Genomic DNA, 21447 nt, shown 5'->3' on the forward strand with positions numbered 1-21447 from the left:
GCGCCACCCGACCGGCTCCCTGCCGGGCCCCAGGAGCGCGGACCGCCGGCGACGGTGGCACCCTGGGCGCACCGGCGCGCCCGTGACCTGCAGCGACGCCCCGACCAGCGACAGGAGCACCGACGATGCCGCGCGCCGTCGACGACCCCGGCCCCGTGACCGTGGCCGCCGTCGACGACCACGTCCCGGTGCGCCGCGGCCTCGCGGCGATGCTCGACGACACCGCCTCCGTCCGGGTCGCGGGCACGGCGGACTCCGTCCCCGCGCTCCTCGCCGTGACGGGCGGTCTCGCCGGGGTCGACGTCGTCCTCCTCGACCTCCACCTCGCCGACGGCTCGCGCCCCGCGGACAACGTCGCCGCGCTCGCACGGGCCGGTACCGCGGTCCTCGTGTACTCGAGCCTCACCGACCCCGCGCTCCTGCGGGAGGCGCTCGTGGCGGGGGCACTCGGCGTGGTGGACAAGGGCCAGGACACCGACGTCCTCGTCTCCGCGGTGCTCGACATCGCCTCGGGCCAGCCGCTGCTGACGACGGAGTGGGCGGCGGTCCTCGACGCCGCCCCGCGCGTGGAGCGGCCCGCCCTCAGCGAGCGCGAGGCCGAGGCGCTGCGCCTGTACGCGAGCGGCCTGCCGATGAAGTCGGCCGCGCGACGCATGGAGATCACCCTCGGCTCGTTCCGGGAGTACCTGCTGCGGGTGCGACGCAAGTACGCCGAGGTCGACCGCCCGGCGTCGACGAAGCTCGACCTCTACCACCGTGCCGTCGAGGACGGCTACGTCGACACCCCTGCCCGGTCCTCGGGCCCGGTCCCCGCACCGGAGCCGGGGGCCGAGGACGGTCGGTGGCCGCGTGGCCGCCGCTGACCCCGGCGACGCGCGCGGTCCCGGCAGCCGCGCCGTCGCCGACATGACCTCGCGCCTGGTCGGCGTCCTCGTGCTGCTCACCGTGCCCGCGTGGGGGCACGGCGCGCTCGACCAACGCGACCTGCTCGCACCCTGGTGGAACGTGCTGGCGCTCGCCACCGTCGTCGCGCCCGCGGCGTGGCTCGCGATCCAGTCGGCGCGCCGCCGCGGGGACGTCCGTCCCCCGGCCGTCGTCCTCGCCGCGGGCGTGGCCCTGTGCCTCCTGCTGTGGCCGTACGGCGTCGTCGACGTCGACGGGGCCGCCCAGGGACTGCCGTGGCTGTGGCTCGTGCTGCCGCTCACCCTGTCCGTGCTGGGGACGCTCGGCTCGGTGCCGGTCAGCCTCGGCTACGGCCTCGCGGTCGGGGTGGAGTACGCGCTGGTCCGCGTCGAGCCGTACGGCGGCTCCGGGCCCCTCAGCATCGTCCTGCTCGAGGTCGCCCTCATCACCGCCCTCGCGGCCGGGCCCGCTCTGCTCGTCGTCGCCGCCGGTCGGGCGGCGACCCGCCTCGACGTCATCGCCGCGGAGGCCGCGGCGGCCAGCGCCGCCGCCGCCCGCGCCAACGCCGCTCTGCAGACCCGGCGGGAGCTCGACGCCACCCTCCACGACACCGTGCTCGCGGCCCTCCACTCCGCCGTGCGCGACCCGGCGGCGCCAGAGCTGCCCCGCCTCGCCGACCGGGCGCTGCGGACCTTCGGCGAGGCTCCCGAGCGCACGTCGCAAGGGGCGGTCGACCCGCACGCGCTCGCGCAGCACCTCCACGACGGCCTCGCGGTCGTCGCGCCCGACGCCGACCTCGACGTCCGGGGCGGGACCGCGGTCCCCGCGGAGGTGGCCCGCGCCCTCGTCGAGGCGGCGCTCGAGGCCGCCCGCAACGCCCGGCGCCACGGTGGCGGCGCCGGGGCGACGCCGGACATCGCCGTCCACGTCGACGCGACGACCGACGGCTCCGGCGTCGCGGTGGTGGTGCGGGACGACGGCGTGGGCTTCGACCCGCGGCTCGTGCCCCCGCACCGCATGGGCCTGGCCGTGTCCGTCCACGCGCGCATGGAGCGGGTCGGCGGCCGCGCCGAGGTGGTGACGGCCACGGGCTCGGGCACCACGGTCCGCCTGTCGTGGCGCCCGGCCGCTCCCTCCCCCGACGGGGGCCCGCCCGCAGGGCCGCTTGCCGAGGACGCGACGGAGACCGACGACGGCGTGCCGACCACCGGGACGACCGAGCCGTGATCGGCCAGCTGTCGGGCCGGGTGGTCGCCCTCGCCACGTGCGGGATCGTCGTGGTCGTGGCGGCCCTCGCCGCGCTGAGCCTCGGCGAGGTCCGCAACGCGCCCGTGTACCTCCTCGCGCTCCTGCTCGGCGGCGCCTCGGTGGTCACGGTCCTGCTGCCGTGGTCGGCGCAGCGGTCCCGCGCCGTCGCCGTCGCCGTCGCCGTCGCGGTCGTGGCGGTGGGCCTGCTCGTGGTGGCAGTCCTGCCGGACGGCCGACCCGGCTACGCCCTGTGGTACCCGGCGTTCGTGTGGCTGCCGCTCGCCGGCCTCGCCCTGCGGGGCTTCCCCGTGCTCGCGGTCACCGGTGCGGTGCTGAGCGGGACCACGACCGTGCTGTGGGCCTGGCAGGAGCCGGAGGCCGCGGCGGTGCAGGACGGGCTGTACCGGGTCGTGTCGCCGACCGCCGCTGTCGTCGTCGCGGTGGGCATCGCCCACCTCCTGCGCCAGTACGGGCGCGAGGTGCAGCGCGTCCACGCCGAGCAGCTCGAGGCGGCACGGCTCAGCGCGGGCGCCCACGCGGCGGAGCAGGAGCGGCGCCAGCAGCTGTCCCAGGTCGAGCTCATCGCGGTGCCGGTCCTGCGGCGGCTGCGCGACGGCGCCCCGGTCGACACCCGGCTGGCGACCGAGTGCCGGCTGCTGGAGGCGGCGGTCCGCGACGGCATCCGCGGTCGCCACCTCGTCGACCCCGTGGTGCGGGACAGCACGTGGGCCGCCCGCAGCCGCGGGGTCGACGTCACGCTGCTCGACGACTCCGGCACCGAGCCCGGCGCCGAGCCGCCCCCGGTCGCCGACGTCGTCCGCCGCTGCCTCGTCATGCTCCTCGAGCAGCTGGAGGGCGGCAGCGTGACGGCCCGCCTCGCCGGCCGCGGGACCGGCACGGTCGTCGTGGTGGGCCCGAGCGTCGCCGAGCTCGCGGGCGTGTGCCGCCGCGAGGCCGACCGCGTCGAGGGTCCCGTCCGTCTCGTCGTCGACCCCGTGGAGCCGGGGGGCAACGAGCTCGTGCTCACCGTGGAGGAGCGCCCGGACCGCTGAGCGGTGACACCGCCGCCCACGGCACCTCGACGACCCCCTCGCGCCACCCTGCAGGGTCGTGCCGGACCGGCCAGCCCACCTCCACCACCCGCGCGACGGACGCCCGCATGCGCTGTCGCGCCCCGAGGGACCCGACGGGAGCCTCGCGCTCCCACGCCTCGTCCAGCGCCGCGAGGAGGCCGTGGACGCGCTCGCCGGGCACGTTGCGGTGGATGAGGGCCTTCGGCAGCCGCGCCGCCACCGCACCCGGGCGGTCCAGGCCCGCGAGCCGCCACGCGAGGACCAGCGAGCGCGGACCGGTGCCGTCGAGCACGACCCACGAGGCGAGCCGCCCCGGTTCGTCGCACGTCCCCTCGACGACGACGCCGCCGGGCGCGAGCCGGGAGCGCAGCAGCGCCCACGCCGCCGCCACCTCGTGCTCCTCGTACTGCCGCAGCACGTTGAACGCGCGCACGAGGACCGGACGCCGGTCCCCGAGCGGCCCCAGCTCGAAGCCCCCGATGTCGAAGCGCGGCCCCGGGAGGTCCGGGTCGACGAGCGCCCGCGCGGCGGCCACCCGCTCCGGGTCGATCTCGAGGCCGTGGACGTCGACGTCGGGCCGCACGACCGCGAGCCGCTGCGCGAGCTCGACGACCGTCACGGGGTGCCGGCCGTACCCGAGGTCGACGACCAGCGGGTCGAGGGCGTCGCGCAGCGACGCGCCGTGACGGCGCACGAGCCACCGGTCGACGCGCCGCAGGCGGTTGGGGGCGGTCGTGCCCCGCGTCACCCGTCCCGCCGGCGCCCCGGCGGGACGGCCCCGCGGGCGCGGCCGCCGGTCCGGGCGGGGGGACGGCGCGGCCACCCCCCGAGCGTAGGAGCCGGGACCCCGCGCGCCGAGGCGTCCGGGCGGGCGTACGGTCGGCCCGTGGCGCACCACTCCCCCGACGTGCGGCGGGTCCTCATGGTCTCGGTCCACACGTCCCCGCTCGAGCAGCCGGGTACGGGTGACGCGGGCGGCCTCAACGTCTACGTCGTCGAGCTGTCGCGGCGGCTCGCGGCCCGGGGCGTGGCCGTCGAGGTCGCGACCCGCCGCACGAGCTCGTCGCAGCCGGAGCTCGTCGAGCTCGAGCCCGGCGTCCACGTCCGGCACGTCGACGCCGGGCCGTACGACGGCCTCGCGAAGGAGGACCTGCCGGGGCAGCTGTGCGCGTTCTCCGCCGGCCTCATGCGGGTCGCCGCCCGCGTCCCCGCGGGTCACCACGACGTCGTGCACACCCACTACTGGCTGTCGGGCCAGGTCGGCTGGCTGTTCGCCGAGCGCTGGGGTGTCCCGCTCGTCCACACGATGCACACGATGGCGAAGGTGAAGAACGCCTCCCTCGCCGACGGGGACACCCCTGAGCCGTTCGGCCGGGTCATCGGCGAGCAGCAGGTCGTCGAGGCCGCGGACCGCCTCGTGGCGAACACGCAGGAGGAGGCCGACGACCTCGTCCGCCACTACGGAGCCGACCCGCGCCGCACGGGCGTGGTGGAGCCCGGGGTCGACCTCGACGTGTTCCGGCCCGGCTCCCGCGCCCGGGCCCGCGCCCGCCTCGGTCTGCCGCCCGACGCCGACGTGCTCCTCTTCGTCGGCCGGCTCCAGCCGCTGAAGGCACCGGACGTCCTCGTGGCGGCCGCCGCCCACCTGCGCCACCGCCGAGCGGGAACCGGACGCCCGCTCGTCGTCGCGGTCCTCGGCGGCCCGAGCGGGACCGGCCTCGCCCGGCCGACCGCGCTGCTCGAGCAGGCGCGGGCGCTCGGCGTCGACGACGTCCTCCGCACCTCCCCGCCCGTCCCGCGGCCCGCGCTCGCCGACTGGTACCGGGCGGCCGACCTCGTGACCGTGCCGTCGTACAGCGAGTCGTTCGGGCTCGTCGCGCTGGAGGCGCAGGCGTGCGGGACACCGGTCGTGGCCGCCGCCGTGGGCGGGCTGCGCCGGGCCGTCGTCGACGGGACCACCGGTGTGCTCGTCGACGGCCACGACCCGGTGATCTGGGCGGACGCCCTGGAGGCCTTGCTGGCCGACGAGACCCGGCGGGCCCGGCTCGGCGCCGCGGCCGCGCGTCACGCCGCCGGCTTCGGCTGGGACGTCACCGCCGAGCGGGTCCTCGCCGAGTACCGCCGCGCCGTCGCCGACTTCCGCCGGTACCCGACGCCCGCGCCCGCCGCCGCCGTCACCGGCCTGCCCGCGGAGGGCGGGCGGCTCGAGGCCTCCGGGTGAGCGACGCCTGGTCGGCGGTGCTCGCGTGGTGCGAGGAGGCCGGCGTCGACCACGAGCCCGGCGCCCGCGAGGGCGAGGTCGTCGTCCGGCTGCCGGGTGAGCACCGCCTCACGACGACGGCGTCCGTGCTCGTCGGCGACCGCTCGCTCAGCCTGTCCGCCTTCGTCGTGCGGCACCCGGAGGAGAACACCGAGGCGGTGCTGCGGTGGCTCCTGCGCCGCAACGCCCGCCTCCGCGGGGTCGCCTTCGCCGTCGACGGCGACGGGGACGTCTTCCTCGTCGCGCGGCTGCCGCTCGTCGCCGTGGTGCCGGACGTCCTCGACGAGCTGTTCGGGACCGTGCTCGCGACCGCGGACGACGCCTTCGACGAGCTGCTGCGGCTCGGTTTCGCCGGCAGCATCCGCCGGGAGGCGCGATGGCGCGCCGAGCGGGGCCTCGACGCCCGCAACCTCGCCGCGTTCTCGCGGCTCCTCGACGACGACGGGGAGGACGACGGGGAGGACGACGGGGAGGACGACGGGGGCGACGACCGGGACGCGGACGGACGCGACGCGCCCTGACCCGCCTGCCAGGATGGCGCGCATGAGCGACACCTTCACCCTCGTCCTGCTCCGCCACGGCGAGAGCGAGTGGAACGCGAAGAACCTCTTCACCGGCTGGGTCGACGTGCCCCTGTCGGAGAAGGGACGGCAGGAGGCCGTCCGCGGCGGCGAGCTGCTGAGCGAGGCCGGGGTCCTCCCGGACGTCTGCCACACGTCCGTCCTGCGCCGCGCGATCATGACGGCGAACCTCGCCCTCGACGCGTGCGAGCGGCACTGGGTGCCCGTGAAGCGGTCGTGGCGTCTCAACGAGCGGCACTACGGCGCGCTGCAGGGCAAGGACAAGAAGCAGACGCTCGAGCAGTTCGGCGAGGAGCAGTTCATGCTGTGGCGCCGCTCGTACGACGTGCCGCCGCCGCCCATCGACCCCGGCGACGAGTACGCCCAGACCGGCGACCCGCGCTACGACGACATCGACGGGACGATGCCGAGCGCGGAGTGCCTGAAGGACGTCGTCGAGCGGATGCTGCCGTACTGGCGCGACGCCGTCGTGCCGGACCTGCGGGCCGGCGAGGTGACGCTGCTCGCGGCCCACGGCAACTCCCTGCGCGCCCTCGTCAAGCACCTCGACGGCATCGACGACGACACCATCGCCGGGCTCAACATCCCGACCGGCATCCCGCTCGTCTACGAGCTGGAGGACGTCGACGGCGAGCTCCGGCCCGTCGAGCGGGGCGGGCGCTACCTCGACCCGGACGCCGCCGCCGACGCCATCGAGGCGGTCGCGAACCAGGGTCGCTGAGGCTCACACCGGGGGCAGGCCCGGGCCGCCGACGCGGTCCGGGTCCTCCCCCGTGATCTGGTACACCACCTGGTTGGCGACGTTGACGGCGTGGTCGGCGAACCGCTCGTAGAAGCGGCCGATGAGCGTGACGTCGATGGCGGTCGACACCGCCTCGTCCCAGCGCGGGGACAGCATGACGGTGAAGAGCTCGCGGTGCAGGCGGTCCATCTCGTCGTCGATGCGGTCGACCTCCCGCGCGAGCCGGCTGTCGTTGCGCGCGAGGACGTCGCCGGTCTTGAACGCGATGCGCTCCGCGACGTCACCCATCGACTCCACGTGACGGCGGACGGCGTCCGGCACGACCGGCTCGGGGTACTTCAGGCGCGTGACCTGGGCGAGGTGGCGGGCGAGGTCCCCCATCCGCTCGAGGTCGGCCGTGATCCGCAGGCCCGCGACGAGCTTGCGGAGGTCGCCGACGAGGGCGCCGTGGCGGGTCATCATCGAGATGATCTGGTCGTCGAGGGTCCACTGCCACGCGTCGACGCGGTCGTCCTCGGCGATCACCGCCTCGGCGAGCTCGAGGTCGCCGTGGAGCAGGGCGAACGACGCCCTGGAGATGGACTGCGCGACCAGCCCCGTCATCTCGACCGTCCCCGACACGAGCGAGGCGAGGTCCTCGTCGAACCTGCTCACGTCTCACCATCCTGGTGCACCACGGCGTCCCTGTCCCGTCCTGGTACGTACGACGGCCCGGACGGCGGCACGGCCCGCCGCCGTCGGCCGCACCCGTAGGCTGCCACGACGTGGCCGCAGCGGACGTCGTCCTCGTCGTCGTCGCCGTGTCGGCCGGTGCCGTCCTCGCCCTCGTCGCCGCGTTCGCGCTCGGCGTCCGCTGGGCGTCGCCGTCGAGCGGGCGTCGCACGCGGCCCGGCGCCGTCGACGTCATGGCCCGGGCGCTGGAGGAGACCGACCGTCCGCTGCTCGTCGTGACGCGCGGGGCGCGCGTCGTCCACGCGTCCCGCGAGGCGGTCGGCCTCGGTCTCGTGCGGGCCGGGTTCCTCACCCACGACGAGGTCCGCGACATCGTCCGCGCCGCGCTCGAGGCCCCCGGCGACCGCCCCGGTGGGGTCGAGCACCGCCTCGCGCTGTCCCGCGGCCCGCTCGGCCCCGGCACGGTCGAGGTGCGGCTCGTCGTGCGGCGCCTCGACGCCGACCACGTGCTCCTCGACGTCGAGAACCGCAGCGAGGCGATGCGCGTGGAGGACGTGCGGCGCGACTTCGTCGTCAACGTCAGCCACGAGCTCAAGACCCCCGTGGGCGCCATCAGCGTCCTCGCCGAGACGCTGGAGTCCGCGGCCGACGACGCCGACGCCGTCCGGCGCTTCTCGGGCCGGCTGCGGCAGGAGAGCCACCGCCTCGAGCGGCTCGTCGCCGACGTCGTCGAGCTGTCGCGGGTGCAGGTGGTCGACCGGCCGGGCGCGCGCGACGTGGTCCGCCTGGACGACGTCGTCGACGACGCCCTCGACCAGGTCCGCGTGACCGCCGACGAGGCGGGCATCGCCCTCGCCCGCTCCCGTCCCTCCGACGTCCGGGTCGTAGGGGACCGGGAGCTGCTCACCACCGCGGTCCGCAACCTGCTGTCGAACGCGGTCGCCTACAGCCCGGGCGGCACGCGGGTGTCGGTGGCGGTCGGGCGACGTGACGGCCTCGCCCTCGTGCAGGTCACCGACCGCGGGATCGGCATCCCGGTGCAGGAGCAGGAGCGCGTCTTCGAGCGCTTCTACCGCGTGGACCCGGCCCGCTCCCGCCGCACCGGCGGCACGGGGCTCGGCCTCGCGATCGTCAAGCACGTCGCCGAGGACCACGGCGGCGACGTCACGCTGTGGAGCCGCCCCGGCCAGGGCTCGACGTTCGGCCTGCGGCTGCCCGATGCGGACTCCCCCGCCCCGAGGGGGCATGATTCGCCCGACGCCGGACCACCCCGCAGCGGCACCCCCGGAGGACACGAGTGACCCGCATCCTGGTCGTGGAGGACGAGCCGTCGTTCCACGAGGCGCTGTCGTACCAGCTCGAGCGCGAGGGCTACGAGGTCGGGGTCGCCGAGACCGGCGACGACGCCATCGGGACCTTCGACCGGGAGGGCGCGGACCTCGTGCTGCTCGACCTCATGCTGCCCGGTCTGCCCGGCACGGAGGTGTGCCGCCGGCTGCGCTCCCGCAGCCGCGTCCCGATCATCATGCTGACGGCGAAGGACACCGAGGTCGACAAGGTGGTCGGTCTCGAGCTCGGCGCCGACGACTACGTGACGAAGCCGTACTCCGTCCGCGAGCTCGTCGCGCGCATCCGCGCGGTCCTGCGCCGGCACGAGGACACCGACCCGGGCGCCGGCGCCCTCGTCGAGGCGGGCCCGGTCCGGATGGACGTCGACCGGCACGTGGTGAGCGTCGACGGGCAGCAGGTGGCGCTCCCGCTCAAGGAGTTCGAGCTGCTCGAGCTCCTCGTCCGCAACGCCGACCGGGTCCTCACCCGGGCGCAGATCATCGACCGGGTGTGGGGCGCGGACTACGTCGGCGACACCAAGACCCTCGACGTCCACGTCAAGCGCCTGCGCGCGAAGGTCGAGCCCGACCCGTCGCGGCCGCGGCACATCGTGACGGTGCGCGGCCTCGGCTACAAGTTCGAGACCTGACGCGCCTCGGTCCCCGCGTCAGCTCGTCGCCGGCGAGGGCTCCTCGCTCGGCTCCAGCGCCTCGTCCGTCGGCTCCCCGGTCGCCTCACCGGTCGCCTCACCGGTCGGCTCGCCCGTCGGCTCCACGACACCGGCGTCGGGGTCGGTGCTGTCCTCGCCCGGCTGGCCGGCGGCCGGTGGGGGCGTGATGCCCTCGTAGGGGCCCTCGGGCAGCTGGACGGGCACCTGGAGCGTCACGGCGCCCGTCGCCTCGTTCGTCACCCGGAGGTCGACGTAGGAGCCGGGCGCGCCGTCGACGGAGTCGACGACCACCTGCTCGCCGTCCGGGGTGCCGAGCAGGACGCTCTCGCCCGCGTCGAGCTCGACGACGATGCTGCTCCCGCCCACCTCGAGGAGGACGTCGGTCGCCTCGTCGCTGCGGCTCACGAGGGCACCGGCGACGACGCCCGGCTCGCCCTCGCCGTCGGACACGACGAGCACGTTGCGCACGAGCACGTCGCCGAGGTCCGCGTTGATCCCGTCGGAGGCCGAGTACGGCTCGAGGGTGACGTCCGGCGACCAGAACGAGCACCCGCCGAGGAGCGTCGCGGCGGCGAGCGCGCCGGCCCCGACGACGAGGCGACGGGACGATCGGGTCCGGGCAGCGGGGCGCGACGGCGACATCACGGTGGCGATGCTATCGAGTGCGCCCGACCGCACCCGCGGAGCACCGCCGACGCAGCCGCGCCGGAGCGTTCCGAGGAGGGGCGAAGAGGCCGCAGAGACGCGCGCGTAGCGCGCCAGGTCCCTCCGTGTCAAGAGGTCCTGACACCGGCCTCAGCGCCCTGACCAGCACAGATGATCGTCCGCGATCTTCACCGCACCTCCGCGCGGTGATACCCTTCTCGTCGGAAAGGGGCATACAGCTATGGCGTTTGCAGTGGGCGAGACCGTCGTCTATCCACACCACGGAGCGGCCCTCATCGAGGCCGTCGAGACCCGGACCATCAAGGGGGTGGAGAAGTCGTACCTCGTCCTCAAGGTCGCCCAAGGTGACCTGACGGTGCGCGTCCCCGCCGAGAACGTCGACCTCGTCGGCGTGCGCGACGCCGTGGGCAAGGAGGGCCTCGACCGGGTCTTCTCCGTCCTGCGCTCGCCCCAGGCGGAGGAGCCGACCAACTGGTCGCGGCGCTTCAAGGCCAACCAGGAGAAGATCGCCTCGGGCGACGTCATCCGCGTGGCCGAGGTCATCCGCGACCTCCACCGCCGCGACGGGGACAAGGGCCTGTCCGCCGGCGAGAAGCGCATGCTCGCCAAGGCGCGCCAGATCCTCGTCTCGGAGCTCGCCCTGTGCGAGAAGACGGACGAGGTGGCCGCGGAGACCATGCTCGACGAGGTCCTCTCCTCCTGAGCACACCGCCGTCCACCGGGCGGCCGGTCCCGACGCTCGTCGTCGAGATCCTCCGTCTGTGCGTCGTCGTCCTCCTCGCGGGAGTCGGCGCCCAGGTCGGCGAGGTCCTCGCCGACGACCCCGAGCTCGCGAGCCTCCCCCTGGCGGCTCCGACGCTCGGGGTGCTCCTCGGCGCCTGCCTCGGCTACGTGCTCGGGGGGTGGCTCGCGCGGCTCGTGGCGCGCGGTGTGCGCACGGCCGACCGCGCGTTCGTCGGCCGCTCCGCCGAGCAGCTGCTGTCGGGGCTGCTGGGCGCGGTCGTCGGGGTGCTCGCCGCGGGCTTCGTCACGTGGCCGCTGCTCGTGCTCGGGCCGCCGCTCGTCGTGCTGCCCGTGTTCGTCTTCGTCCTCGTCGTGACGGGCACGGTCGGCTACCGCGTCGGTCTCGCCCGCCGCGAGTCGGTGCTGCGCCTCATCGGCTCGGAGAGCCCCGACGGACCCGGCGCCGAGACCGTCGCGCCCCGCGCGCGGCTCCTCGACACCTCCGTCGCGATCGACGGCCGCATCCTCGACGTCGTCCGGGCGGGCTTCGTCCACGGCCGTCTCGTCGTCGCGACCGCCGTCCTCGCCGAGCTCCAGGGCCTCGCCGACTCCGCCGACGACACCCGCCGCGCGCGCGGTCGGCGGGGCCTCGACACCCTGACGGCGCTGCGCAACGAGCGGGTCGTCGACGTCGAGGTCGTCGACCTGTCGGTCCCGGGCGTGACCGAGGTCGACGCGCTCCTCGTGCGCGCGGCGCTCGCGCGGGACGAGCCGCTCCTCACCCTCGACACGAACCTCGCGAAGGTCGCGGCCCTCGCCGGGGCCCGGGTGATGAACCTCCACGCCCTCGCCCTGGCCCTGCGCCCGCCCGTCGGCGCGGGGGACGACGTGACCGTCCACCTCCTGCGCGCCGGCCGTGAGCCGGGCCAGGCGGTCGGCTACCTCGACGACGGCACGATGGTGGTCGTCGAGCAGGCCCGCCGCCTCGTCGGCGAGGACGTCGTGGTGACGGTGACGAGCGTCCTCACCACCGCGAACGGCCGCATGGTGTTCGCTCGCACGGCGCGCACGGGTCCCGGTGCCTGAGCGGGGGCCGCTGCTCGTCGTCGTGCCCGTGCCCCCGGGCGGCGCGGACCGCCGGCTCGTCCTCGCCGGGAGCGCACCCGGCGACACGCTGCTCGAGCGCGCGCTGGGTCTCGGCCGGCACCTCCTCGCAGCGGCCGGGGACCCGGGACGACCCGTCGTCGTCGACCTCGCCGACCCGTCCCCGGCCGACCCGACCGCCGACGGGCCCGACGGGACCGACGTCGTCGTCGTCCACCCGCTGTGCGCCTTCGCCGACCCCGACGAGGCGGTCGCGCTCGTGCGGACCGCGCTGGCGGACGCGACGCCCGCGGCGGCGGTCGTGCCCGTCACGGACACGATCAAGCGGCTCGAGCGACCGGCCGACCTGCCGGTCGTCGCGGGCACGGTCGACCGCGACCGGCTGGCCGCCGCCGCGACCCCGGTCGTCCTGCCGGCCGGCTGCCTGCCACCGGGGAGCTGGGCGAGGCTGCCTCTGGCGGACCCCGCGTCGACCCTCGTCGCCGTGCTCGCGGCCACGGGCGGGGGCACCCGGCTGGTGCCGGTCGGTGGCACCGCGCGGCGCCTCCACGACCCCGACGACGTCTCCGTCGTCGCCGCCGTCCTCGCCGCCGGGTGACGTGCCGGGTCGTCCCGCCGGGACGACCCGCCGGATCAGCCGCCGGATCAGCCGCCGGATCAGCCGTCGGATCAGCCGCCGAGGAGCGCGGCCGCGACGGGCAGGTCGCCCGCGAAGGTGACCTTGAGGTTGCGGCGGGAGCCCGGCACCGCGACGACCGCCCCACCCCCGCCGTAGCGCTCGACGCACGCCGCGGTGTCCGTCCCCTCGAAGCCGTCACGCGCCGCGCTCGTGTATGCGGCGAGCAGCGGACGGGCGGCGAAGGCCTGCGGCGTCTGCACCGACCCGACGTCCGCGAGCGCGAGCGGGTGCCCCCCGTCCCACGGGCCCTCGACGGGCACGAGGTCGTGGCGCGCCACCACCGGGACGGCGCCGCCGCTGCGGGCCGCCGCACCCACGACCGCGTCGAACAGCGCGGCGTCGGCCAGCGGCCGGGCGGCGTCGTGGACCACGACGACCTGCACGCGCCCGGCCGCGACGTCGTCGGCGAGGACCGTGAGGGCGGCCGCCTCGGAGGCGTGCCGGCTCGCGCCGCCCGCGACGACGTCGACGGGGCCCGGTCGCGGGTCCGCCGCGGCGACGACGGCCGCGACCTCGTCGAGCTCGTCGGCGCGGGCGACGACCACGGTGCGCGCGCACCAGGTGGCGCCTGCCGTGCGGTGCAGCGACCACGCGAGGACCGGTCGGCCGGCCAAGGGCAGGAGGGCCTTGTTCGTGCCCGCGCCGACCCGCCGACCGCTTCCCGCGGCGAGGACGACGAGGGCGCTCGGCGGCAGGGCCTCGTCACGTGTGGCGCCGACGGCGTCGGCGGCGGGGTCCGGTCGCGCCGGGAGGTCGCTCACGGGGGCACGATGTCACCCATGGAGCCACCCGCGGACCCGCCCGCGACCGTCCCGGACCTCCGCGTCGGCACGGGCGTCGACGTCCACGCCTTCGCGCCCGGTGTCGCGTGCCACGTCGCCGGGCTCCACTTCCCCGACGAGCCCGCGGGACTGGCCGGGCACTCCGACGGGGACGTCGCGGCCCACGCGGCCTGCGACGCCCTGCTCTCGGCCGCGGACCTCGGTGACCTCGGCGCCGTGTTCGGCACGAGCGACCCGCGCTGGGCCGGCGCCTCGGGCACGGCGCTCCTCGCCGAGACCGCCGAGCGCGTGCGCCGGGCGGGCTGGCGGGTCGTCAACGTGTCGGTGCAGGTCGTGAGCCAGCGACCGCGGCTCGGCCCGCGTCGGGCGGAGGCGCAGCGGGTCCTGTCCGAGGCGGTCGGCGCCCCCGTGACGGTCAGCGGCACGACGAGCGACGGGCTCGGCCTCACCGGGCGCGGCGAGGGCGCCGCCGCGGTCGCGACCGCCCTGCTGGTCCGCGCGTGAGCGCCCCCCGCCACGCCGGCGAGCCCGACGACCGGCCCCTGCCCCCGACGGCCGAGCTGGAACGGGTGGCGTTCCTCCTCGAGCGCGCGCAGGCCGCCACCCCCCGGGTCAAGGCGTTCCGCGGTGCGGCGGCGCGGCTCGACGCGCTCGGCGAGGCGGAGGTGCGGGCTCGCGTCGCCGACGGGACGCTCACCGAGCTCCCGGGCATCGGGGCCAGCACGGCCGGAGTCGTCGCCGACGCCGCCGCGGGCCGGGTGTCGGAGTACCGGGCTCGGCTGGAGGCGCAGGTCGCGCCGCTCGTGCGCGACGGGCACGCGCTGCGGGCGGCGCTGCAGGGCGACCTCCACAGCCACACGCTCGCGAGCGACGGGGGCAGCAGCATCGAGACGATGGCCCGGACCGCGGCCGCGCTCGGTCACCGCTACCTCGCCGTCACCGACCACTCGCCGCGGCTCACGGTCGCCAACGGCCTGTCGGCGGAGCGGCTGCTCGCCCAGCTCGACGAGATCACCGAGGTGCAGGAGCGGCTCGACGCCGACGGCGTCGACCTCCGCGTGCTCAGCGGGATCGAGGTCGACGTCCTCGACGACGGCGCCCTCGACCAGGACGACGACCTGCTCGACCGCCTCGACGTCGTCGTCGCGTCCGTCCACTCGAAGCTCCGGATGCCCCGCGACGCCATGACCCGCCGCATGCTGCGGGCCGTCGCGGACCCGCGCGTCGACGTCCTCGGGCACTGCACGGGACGGCTGCTGGCCGGGCGGGCGGCGGACTCGCCGGGCGCAGGTCGGGGTCGCGGCGGGCGTCCCCAGTCGGAGTTCGACGCCGAGGCGGTGTTCGCGGCGTGCGCCGACCACGGCACCGCCGTCGAGGTGAACGCGCGCCCCGAGCGCCTCGACCCGCCGACGGACCTCCTCGCCCTCGCCCGCGACGCCGGGTGCCTGTTCAGCATCGACTCCGACGCGCACGCCCCCGGCCAGCTCGACTGGCAGCAGCTCGGCTGCGCGCGGGTCGAGCACGCCGGCATCGACGCGGACCGGGTCCTCACGACGTGGGACGTCGACCGTCTCCTGGCGTGGACCGCGACGTGATCCGCGGCGTGCGCGACGGCGTCCGGGGCGGCGTCGCCGTCAGCAGGTCGCGCACCGTCAACGACCGGTCACCGAGCGGCTACCGTTCACCGCGATGAGGCCCGACGTCCCGACGCCGACGCTCCCGCCGGGTTACCGGATGCGACCGCTGCGCGCAGCCGACACACCCCTCACGGCGCGACTGCACCGGGAGCTGCTCGGCAACGGGCTGTTCCCGAGCCTCGGCACCGCGTTCGTGGCCCGCTGGCACCGGACGTTCCTCGACACCCCGGCGGCGCTGGGGCTCGCCGTCGTCCACGACGGCCGGCTCGTCGCGTTCCTCCTCGCGAGCCTCGACCAGCGCCTCTACCTCCACCACACGCTGCGCCGCCACCGCCGCGCCCTGCTGTGGCGAGGGGCCCTGGGGCTGCTCGCGCGGCCGCACGTGCTCGTGCGCTTCCTCCGGACGCGCGTCCCCAGCTACGCCCGCCACCTGCTGCCGCGCCGGCTCGGGGGTCGCGGGCCGGACGGGGGTGCCGCGTCGGACGAGGGCCCGCCCGTCGAGCGCCGCGTCAGGGTCGCGGTCCTCCACGCCGTCGTCACGGTGCCTCTCGCGCGCGGCCACGGGTGCGCGCGCGAGCTCGTCTCGACGCTCGTCGCGGCGGCCCGCGCCGCTCGCGCGGACCACCTCGCCCTCGTCACCGACACGACCGACCCCGCCCTCGGCCTCCCCGCGGCGGGCGCCGCGGCCATGTACGAGAAGATGGGGTGGGTGCGGACGGGCGTGCGACGCCACCGCGACGGCCGGTGGGTGGCCGAATACCGGTACGAGCTCGCGGGGGACGCGGGGGATCGCCAGGAGGGTGTCGAGAGGCAGGCATGAGGGGACGAGCGTGGACGCGCCGGGGACTGCTCCTGGCGGCGGCCGCGGCCGGGGGGTCGGGCCTCGCCGCGTGCACGAGGGCCGACGTCACCGGCGGCGCCGCGCCGTCGACCGTGCCGGGGCCGACCGTCACGGTCGAGGGCGCCCCGCCGCCGCCCGTCACCGTCACCGCGACCCCGTCACCCGACCCGGTCCCGACGCTGCCGGAACGGCCCGAGCCGTACCGGAACCTCCCCGGGGAGGTGCAGCCGCAGTGCAAGCGCGACGCGGTCGCCTTCCTCGAGGCCGTCATGACCTTCGACGACCTCGGCCGCGACGAGGCCGCCCTCGCCGAGCGGCTCGCTCCCACCGGCCACGACCCCGCGACGGCCCGCCCGCTGCTCGGGCTGCTGCCCGAGCGGGGCCCGGCGGCGCTGCGGCTCACGTACCCCCAGTACGGGGGCCTCACGCCGCAGCTCGACCGGGCCAGCGTCCTGGCGGTCGGTGACCTCCTCGTGCTCGACGGCGCCGGGGAGCCCGCGCGACGACCGGTCGGGGCGGACGTCCGGCTGGCGCGCGAGGGCGACCGGTGGTTCGTCACGTCGGTGGTGCCCGCCTACCCCCAGCCTCCGCTCCCGCCCCTGCCCGCGCCGGTCCGCGCCCTCCTCGACGACGACCGGGTCGAGCTGTCGGGCGTCGCCGCCGCCGACCTCCGCGCCGGCGTCGTCGACGAGTCCGTGTGCCGGGGGCTGCTCGCGCTCGCGGAGGGCTGGCGCATCCGGGTCCACGTCTTCGTGTCCGCCCACCCCGTCAACGTGTACCCGACGCTGAACCCGTCCGCGCACAGCGTCGGCCGGGCGGTCGACGTCACCGCCCTGGACGGCGTCCCCGTCATCGACCAGGACCGCTCGCCGTGGCGCGCGTTCATGGCCGCCGCCCTGGACGCGGGCGCGACCAACATCGGCGGGCCCGTCGAGCTCACCCCGGTCGACCGGTACTTCACCGACCGCGTCCACCAGGACCACGTGCACCTCGCCTTCCCCGCGGGCTGACGAGCGGCACGACCGGTCGGCGAACGGGGGGTTGCCCCCACTGCCGGACCCGGAGAGGCCGACGTACCGTGGACTCATGTCCGCCGCCTCCCGCTGGCTCGTCCCCGCCGCCGTCGCCGCGCTGGTCGTCGGGGGCGGGGTGACCGCCACCGCGTCCTCGGACGGCGTCCCCGACCTGCCCGAGCGCAGCGCGGCGGAGCTCCTCGTCGCCGTCCACGAGGCCGAGCCCACGCCCTTCTCCGGCACCGTCCGGACCGTGGCGGCCCTCGGCCTGCCCGACCTCGCGGGGCTCGCCGGCGCCTCGGGGCGGCCCGACGGCGGCTCCACCGCGGACCCGACGAGCGTCCTCACCCGGCTGCTGTCGGGCGAGAACGAGCTGCGGGTGTGGGTCGGTGGCCCCGAGCAGCAGCGCGTCTCCCTCGTCGACGACTTCAGCGAGCTCGACGTGGTCCGCGACGGCGACGTCGTGTGGTCGTACTCCTCGACCGAGGACACCCTCACGCGCCTCGACCTCGCGGAGGCGGAGGACCGGGCCGAGGCCGCGGCGGCCGAGCGCGAGGCGTCGCTCACGGACGCGGAGCGCGCCGCCCGCGACGAGGCCGTCGCGGAGCTCGAGGCGCGTCGCGCCGAGGCGGAGGCCGCGAACCCGTACGCGGGGCTCACCCCGGACGAGGCCGCCCGGCAGCTGCTCGCCGACGCCGAGGACACCGACGTCAGCGTCGGCGCCGCGCGCGTCGTGGCGGGCCGTGACGCGTACACGCTCGTCGCGACGCCGCAGGACGACGACACCCTCGTCGGCGGGGTCGAGGTGTCCGTCGACGCCGAGACCGGGCTCGTCCTGCAGGTGTCCGTCGTCGCACGCGGCGCCGCCGAGCCGGCGTGGGTCTCGGGCTTCACCGCACTCGACCTCGGCGCGCCCGACCCGTCGGTGTTCGCCGTCGAGCCGGCACCCGGCACCACCGTCGTCGACGCCCTCGAGGCCGCCGACGAGAAGGCCGCCGAGGAGGCCGCCGGGTCCGGTGGCGCGGCGCCCGGCGACGAGGCCGCGCCCGGCGCCGGCGACGCCACAGAGCGAGCCCGGCCGGAGCCGGTCGTCCACGGCGAGGGCTGGTCGACGGTCGTCGAGGTCGAGCTGCCCCGACCCGGCGACGCGGCGGGCGACGTCGCGGAGGCACCGTCGGCCGGGACCGGCGAGGACCCGCAGGCGCTGCTCGAGCAGCTGACCACGCCCGTCGAGGGCGGGCGCGTGCTCACGAGCGCGCTGGTCAGCGTGCTCCTGACGGACGACGGCCGCGTGCTCGTGGGGTCGGTCCGGCCGGAGACCCTGCTGTCGTACGCCGGCTGAGCGCATCCCCGTGACCGACCTCGCGGTCCGCACGTCGGGGCTGGGCAAGCGCTACGGGAAGCAGGTCGCCGTCGACGGCGTCGACCTCGCCGTACCGGCGGGAGCCGTCTACGGCTTCCTCGGCCCGAACGGGTCCGGCAAGACGACGACGATCCGCGTGCTGCTCGGCCTCGCGCGCGCGAGCGCCGGCGAGGTCGAGCTCCTCGGGCGCCCCATGCCCGCCTCGTGGCGGGAGGTGCTGCCGCGCGTGGGCGCGCTCGTCGAGGGCCCGGCGTTCTACCCGTGGCTGTCCGGCCCGGCCAACCTGGCCCGCCTCGACGCCGCCGACCGCGACGCCGACCCGCGCACCCGCCGCGAGCGTGTCGCCGCCGCCGTCGAGCGGGTCGGGCTGACGGCAGCCGGGGGCAAGGTCGTGAAGGCGTACTCCCTCGGCATGAAGCAGCGCCTCGGCATCGCGGGGGCGCTGCTGCGCCCCCGCGACCTCCTCGTGCTCGACGAGCCGACGAACGGGCTCGACCCGCAGGGCACGCGGGAGGTGCGCTCCCTGGTCCGCTCGCTCGCCGCGGACGGCACGACGCTCGTCGTGTCCTCGCACCTCCTCGCGGAGGTCGAGCAGGTGTGCAGCCACGTCGGGGTCATGAGCGGCGGCCGGCTCGTCGCCCAGGGCACCCTCGAGGCGCTGGCGGCGGAGGGCGAGCGCGAGGTCGTCCTCCGCACCCCTGACCCCGGCCCGGCGCGGCAGGTGCTCGTGTCCGCCGGTCTCGCGCCGACCGACCTGGGCGCCCCGGCGGTCGACGACAGCACCGCGACCCTCGTCACGACCCTGCCGCGGACGGGCGCCCCACCGGTGGAGGACCTCGTCGCGCGCCTCGTCGCGGCGGAGGTACGGGTCCGTGGCGTGCAGGTGCGGACGCAGACGCTCGAGGAGCGCTTCGTCGCGCTCACCGGGGAGGGGTTCGAGGTCCGTGGCTGACACCCTGCTCCGCAGCGAACTCGCCGTGATGTTCCGCCGCCGGCGCCACCTCGCCGTGCTCGCGGTCCTCGCCGCCGTCCCCGTGCTCATCGCCGTGGCCGTCCGGCTCTCCGACCCCGTCGGCGCGGGCGAGGGTCCCCCGTTCCTCGACCGCGTCACGCAGAACGGCCTGTTCGTCGGGATCACGGCGCTCGTGATCTGCGTGCCGTTGTTCCTGCCCCTCGCGGTCGGCGTGGTGTCCGGCGACGCGGTGGCGGGCGAGGCCTCGCACGGCACGCTGCGCTACCTGCTCGTCGCCCCGGCCGGGCGCACCCGGCTGCTCGTCGTCAAGCTGCTGGGCGTCGTCGCGTTCTGCCTCGCCGCGACGCTCACCGTCGTCCTGTCCGGTGCGGCGATCGGGCTCGCGCTGTTCGGCGCCCAGGACGTCGCCGTCCTGTCCGGCGGCACCATCACCCCGGTGGAGTCGATCGGCCGGGCGCTGCTCGCCGCCGGCTACGTCACGGTGTCGCTCGTGGGCCTCGGCACGGTCGGGGTGTTCGTCTCGACCCTCACCGACGTGCCGGTCGGCGCCATGGCGGCGACGGTGACCGTCGCCGTCGTCGCCCAGGTCGTCGGCCAGATCCCGCAGGTCGACTGGATCCACCCGTGGCTGCTCACGTACCGCTGGTTCGACGTCGCCGACGTCCTCCGCGACCCCGTGGCGTGGGAGTCCTTCCGCCTGAACGCGCTCCTGCAGGCCGGCTACGTCGCCGTGTTCGGCACGCTCGCGTGGGCGCGTCTCACGTCGAAGGACGTGCTGAGCTGAGGCGCTCGGTCCGAGCCGCCCGCGTCCCGCGTCGCACGACCCAGGTCCACAACCACTGCGCCGCAGGGAACGTGGACCCCGAAACGGTCATCCGCCGTCCACAACCACTGCGCCGCAGGGAACGTGGACCCCGAAACGGTCATCCGCCGTCCACAACCACTGCGCCGCAGGGAACGTGGACCCCGAAACGGTCATCCGCCGTCCACAACCACTGCGCCGCAGGGAACGTGGACCCCGAAACGGTCATCCGCCGTCCACAACCACTGCGCCGCAGGGAACGTGGACCCCGAAACGGTCATCCGCCGTCCACAACCGCTGCGCCGCAGGGGTCGAGGGCGGCGTACACGGCTCAGGCGGCGAGGGGGAGGACGAGCGCACGGCGGACCGCCGACGGGATGGTGGCGGGCTCGATGGTGTCCACGGTGGTGAACCGGACGAGCCTGTGTCCGAGCGCGGTCAGCCCGTTCCCGCGGACGCGGTCGTGCGCGAGGACCTCCGGCATGGAGTGCGGCCCCACCCCGTCCGCCTCGACGACGACGAGCACGCGGGACCCGGGCACCAGGAACGCCATGTCGACGCGCGCGATCAGCACCCCGCGCGCGTCTCGGATCTCCAGCTGCAGGTGGTCGGGCCGCAGACCGTCGTCGACGCACCGCAGCCGCACCTTGCTCTCGAGCGACGACTCGGCGCGCCCGTCCGCCTCCACCCAGATGTCCTCGACACCCACCGAGCCCGGCAGCCCGCGGGCGACGTCCCGCAGACCGAGGAGCTGGGATCGGGTGAGCACGCCCCGACGCAGGGACTCGTCCAGCAGCGCCAGGCCGTCGAGCCGGCCGGCGAACCGGACGGCGTCGAGCACGCTACGAGCGGGTGTCGTGACGGGGATCCCGCGGATGGACGTCACGTCGTCGGCAGCGAGGCGCCACTGGTGGGGCCGGAGGTCGGGCTTCGCTCGCAGAGTGCCCCGAGGCGGCACGACAACCTCCGGCACGGCCGGCCGCTGAGAACGGAGACCCCACAGCTGGGTGGCGCTCGCCCCGGCGATGACCGCGTTCGGCGTCGTCAGGACGACGGCGCGGCACTGCACGAGTGGATGGGACAAGGAGCGCCCCGGATCCACGAGATAGGCACCACGACGGACCCGCCTCCACTCACCCGAGGCGAGCAGGCTCCGCACCGAGCTCTGGCTGTAGCCGGCGTCCCGCGCCTGCTGCCAGGTCACGACCCCGTCCTGGCGACGGGAGAGCATCACGATCTGCATCGCCGGAGCCTTGCCGCGACCGCCGTCGCACCGAGGTGGCCGCCCTCGTCGCTGTGGAGGCCGGGCACCGGCACGGCGCTGTGGAGACGTCGCCGAAACCGGCGGGCCCATCCGCTCCCGGGCGCCCCGCTGCTGCAGACGTC

At 76.4% G+C, this 21447-nt stretch carries 23 protein-coding genes; 18 read left to right on the plus strand and 5 right to left on the minus strand.

What is annotated here, in order from left to right; genetic code table 11:
* Nucleotides 1–125 precede the first annotated feature (125 nt).
* From WAB14_RS14815 to WAB14_RS14825, 3 genes are read left to right on the plus strand one after another with little or no spacing between them, the layout of a single operon-like run.
* Nucleotides 126–863, plus strand: a complete 738-nt coding sequence (locus WAB14_RS14815) for a response regulator transcription factor (RefSeq protein ID WP_340270929.1) — start codon at nucleotides 126–128, stop codon at nucleotides 861–863.
* On the plus strand, nucleotides 850–2130 hold the full coding sequence (locus WAB14_RS14820) for an ATP-binding protein (RefSeq protein WP_340270930.1): 1281 nt from the start codon (nucleotides 850–852) through the stop codon (nucleotides 2128–2130). The genes WAB14_RS14815 and WAB14_RS14820 overlap by 14 nt, the downstream gene beginning before the upstream one ends.
* Nucleotides 2127–3203, plus strand: a complete 1077-nt coding sequence (locus tag WAB14_RS14825) for a hypothetical protein (protein ID WP_340270931.1) — start codon at nucleotides 2127–2129, stop codon at nucleotides 3201–3203. Before WAB14_RS14820 ends, WAB14_RS14825 begins: the two co-directional genes overlap by 4 nt.
* On the opposite strand, the gene WAB14_RS14830 is transcribed toward WAB14_RS14825, so the two are convergent.
* Nucleotides 3175–4047 (minus strand): class I SAM-dependent methyltransferase, encoded by an 873-nt coding sequence (locus tag WAB14_RS14830; RefSeq protein WP_340270932.1) that lies wholly within the window; start codon nucleotides 4045–4047, stop codon nucleotides 3175–3177. The genes WAB14_RS14825 and WAB14_RS14830 overlap by 29 nt on opposite strands.
* A 99-nt stretch (nucleotides 4048–4146) precedes the next feature.
* Here WAB14_RS14830 and mshA point away from each other — a divergent pair, with 99 nt between their 5' ends.
* Genes mshA through WAB14_RS14845 form a run of 3 tightly spaced genes read left to right on the plus strand, consistent with a single transcriptional unit; the run spans nucleotide 4147 to nucleotide 6786 of the window.
* Complete coding sequence (mshA, locus tag WAB14_RS14835; protein ID WP_340270991.1) at nucleotides 4147–5445, plus strand: D-inositol-3-phosphate glycosyltransferase; 1299 nt, start codon at nucleotides 4147–4149, stop codon at nucleotides 5443–5445.
* Nucleotides 5442–6005, plus strand: coding sequence for a type III secretion system chaperone family protein (locus WAB14_RS14840; protein ID WP_340270933.1), 564 nt, complete (start codon nucleotides 5442–5444; stop codon nucleotides 6003–6005). The genes mshA and WAB14_RS14840 overlap by 4 nt, the downstream gene beginning before the upstream one ends.
* A gap of 22 nt (nucleotides 6006–6027) precedes the next feature.
* Nucleotides 6028–6786, plus strand: a complete 759-nt coding sequence (locus WAB14_RS14845) for a phosphoglyceromutase (protein WP_340270934.1) — start codon at nucleotides 6028–6030, stop codon at nucleotides 6784–6786.
* A gap of 3 nt (nucleotides 6787–6789) precedes the next feature.
* Here WAB14_RS14845 and phoU read toward each other — a convergent pair whose 3' ends face one another.
* Entirely contained in the window at nucleotides 6790–7461 is a 672-nt protein-coding gene (gene phoU / locus WAB14_RS14850) for a phosphate signaling complex protein PhoU (protein ID WP_340270936.1), read from the minus strand.
* Between the two features lie 110 nt (nucleotides 7462–7571).
* Between phoU and WAB14_RS14855 the strand changes: the two genes are divergently transcribed.
* Together WAB14_RS14855 and WAB14_RS14860 are read left to right on the plus strand one after the other, a co-directional pair.
* The gene (locus WAB14_RS14855) at nucleotides 7572–8780 is read left to right on the plus strand and encodes a sensor histidine kinase (protein ID WP_340270938.1); all 1209 of its coding nucleotides are present in this window, start codon (nucleotides 7572–7574) and stop codon (nucleotides 8778–8780) included.
* Nucleotides 8777–9457, plus strand: a complete 681-nt coding sequence (locus tag WAB14_RS14860; protein ID WP_340270939.1) for a winged helix-turn-helix domain-containing protein — start codon at nucleotides 8777–8779, stop codon at nucleotides 9455–9457. The genes WAB14_RS14855 and WAB14_RS14860 overlap by 4 nt, the downstream gene beginning before the upstream one ends.
* A gap of 18 nt (nucleotides 9458–9475) precedes the next feature.
* On the opposite strand, the gene WAB14_RS14865 is transcribed toward WAB14_RS14860, so the two are convergent.
* Nucleotides 9476–10123 carry a hypothetical protein gene (locus WAB14_RS14865; protein ID WP_340270940.1) on the minus strand — a complete coding sequence of 216 codons (648 nt, stop codon included), beginning with the start codon at nucleotides 10121–10123 and terminating at the stop codon, nucleotides 9476–9478.
* Between the two features lie 241 nt (nucleotides 10124–10364).
* Between WAB14_RS14865 and WAB14_RS14870 the strand changes: the two genes are divergently transcribed.
* From WAB14_RS14870 to WAB14_RS14880, 3 genes are read left to right on the plus strand one after another with little or no spacing between them, the layout of a single operon-like run.
* The gene (locus WAB14_RS14870) at nucleotides 10365–10847 is read left to right on the plus strand and encodes a CarD family transcriptional regulator (RefSeq protein WP_340270941.1); all 483 of its coding nucleotides are present in this window, start codon (nucleotides 10365–10367) and stop codon (nucleotides 10845–10847) included.
* Nucleotides 10787–11953, plus strand: coding sequence for a PIN/TRAM domain-containing protein (locus WAB14_RS14875; protein ID WP_340270942.1), 1167 nt, complete (start codon nucleotides 10787–10789; stop codon nucleotides 11951–11953). Before WAB14_RS14870 ends, WAB14_RS14875 begins: the two co-directional genes overlap by 61 nt.
* The gene (locus WAB14_RS14880; RefSeq protein WP_340270943.1) at nucleotides 11946–12569 is read left to right on the plus strand and encodes a 2-C-methyl-D-erythritol 4-phosphate cytidylyltransferase; all 624 of its coding nucleotides are present in this window, start codon (nucleotides 11946–11948) and stop codon (nucleotides 12567–12569) included. Before WAB14_RS14875 ends, WAB14_RS14880 begins: the two co-directional genes overlap by 8 nt.
* A gap of 71 nt (nucleotides 12570–12640) precedes the next feature.
* Here the strand turns inward: WAB14_RS14880 and WAB14_RS14885 are convergent, their stop codons facing one another.
* Nucleotides 12641–13411: an IspD/TarI family cytidylyltransferase gene (locus tag WAB14_RS14885; protein WP_340270944.1), complete on the minus strand. Its 771-nt coding sequence runs from the start codon at nucleotides 13409–13411 to the stop codon at nucleotides 12641–12643.
* 9 nt (nucleotides 13412–13420) lie between these two features.
* On the opposite strand from WAB14_RS14885, the gene ispF reads away from it, so the two are divergent.
* From ispF to WAB14_RS14920, 7 genes are all read left to right on the plus strand, one after another.
* On the plus strand, nucleotides 13421–13936 hold the full coding sequence (gene ispF / locus WAB14_RS14890; RefSeq protein WP_377002473.1) for a 2-C-methyl-D-erythritol 2,4-cyclodiphosphate synthase: 516 nt from the start codon (nucleotides 13421–13423) through the stop codon (nucleotides 13934–13936).
* On the plus strand, nucleotides 13933–15027 hold the full coding sequence (locus tag WAB14_RS14895) for a PHP domain-containing protein (RefSeq protein WP_340270948.1): 1095 nt from the start codon (nucleotides 13933–13935) through the stop codon (nucleotides 15025–15027). Before ispF ends, WAB14_RS14895 begins: the two co-directional genes overlap by 4 nt.
* Before the next feature lie 94 nt (nucleotides 15028–15121).
* A complete protein-coding gene (locus tag WAB14_RS14900; RefSeq protein ID WP_340270950.1) occupies nucleotides 15122–15889 on the plus strand; it encodes a GNAT family N-acetyltransferase in 768 nt (255 codons plus the stop codon).
* A complete protein-coding gene (locus WAB14_RS14905; protein ID WP_340270952.1) occupies nucleotides 15886–16920 on the plus strand; it encodes a hypothetical protein in 1035 nt (344 codons plus the stop codon). The genes WAB14_RS14900 and WAB14_RS14905 overlap by 4 nt, the downstream gene beginning before the upstream one ends.
* Before the next feature lie 76 nt (nucleotides 16921–16996).
* A complete protein-coding gene (locus WAB14_RS14910; protein ID WP_340270954.1) occupies nucleotides 16997–18265 on the plus strand; it encodes a LolA family protein in 1269 nt (422 codons plus the stop codon).
* A 4-nt stretch (nucleotides 18266–18269) separates the two neighbouring features.
* Nucleotides 18270–19238 (plus strand): ABC transporter ATP-binding protein, encoded by a 969-nt coding sequence (locus WAB14_RS14915; protein WP_377002522.1) that lies wholly within the window; start codon nucleotides 18270–18272, stop codon nucleotides 19236–19238.
* Nucleotides 19231–20043, plus strand: coding sequence for an ABC transporter permease (locus WAB14_RS14920; protein ID WP_340270958.1), 813 nt, complete (start codon nucleotides 19231–19233; stop codon nucleotides 20041–20043). Before WAB14_RS14915 ends, WAB14_RS14920 begins: the two co-directional genes overlap by 8 nt.
* Nucleotides 20044–20392: 349 nt before the next feature.
* Here WAB14_RS14920 and WAB14_RS18290 read toward each other — a convergent pair whose 3' ends face one another.
* Nucleotides 20393–20947, minus strand: a complete 555-nt coding sequence (locus WAB14_RS18290) for a hypothetical protein (protein WP_340270960.1) — start codon at nucleotides 20945–20947, stop codon at nucleotides 20393–20395.
* Between the last annotated feature and the right edge of the window lie 500 nt (nucleotides 20948–21447).

It is taken from the genome of Aquipuribacter nitratireducens, assembly GCF_037860835.1.
Lineage (GTDB): Bacteria > Actinomycetota > Actinomycetes > Actinomycetales > JBBAYJ01 > Aquipuribacter > Aquipuribacter nitratireducens.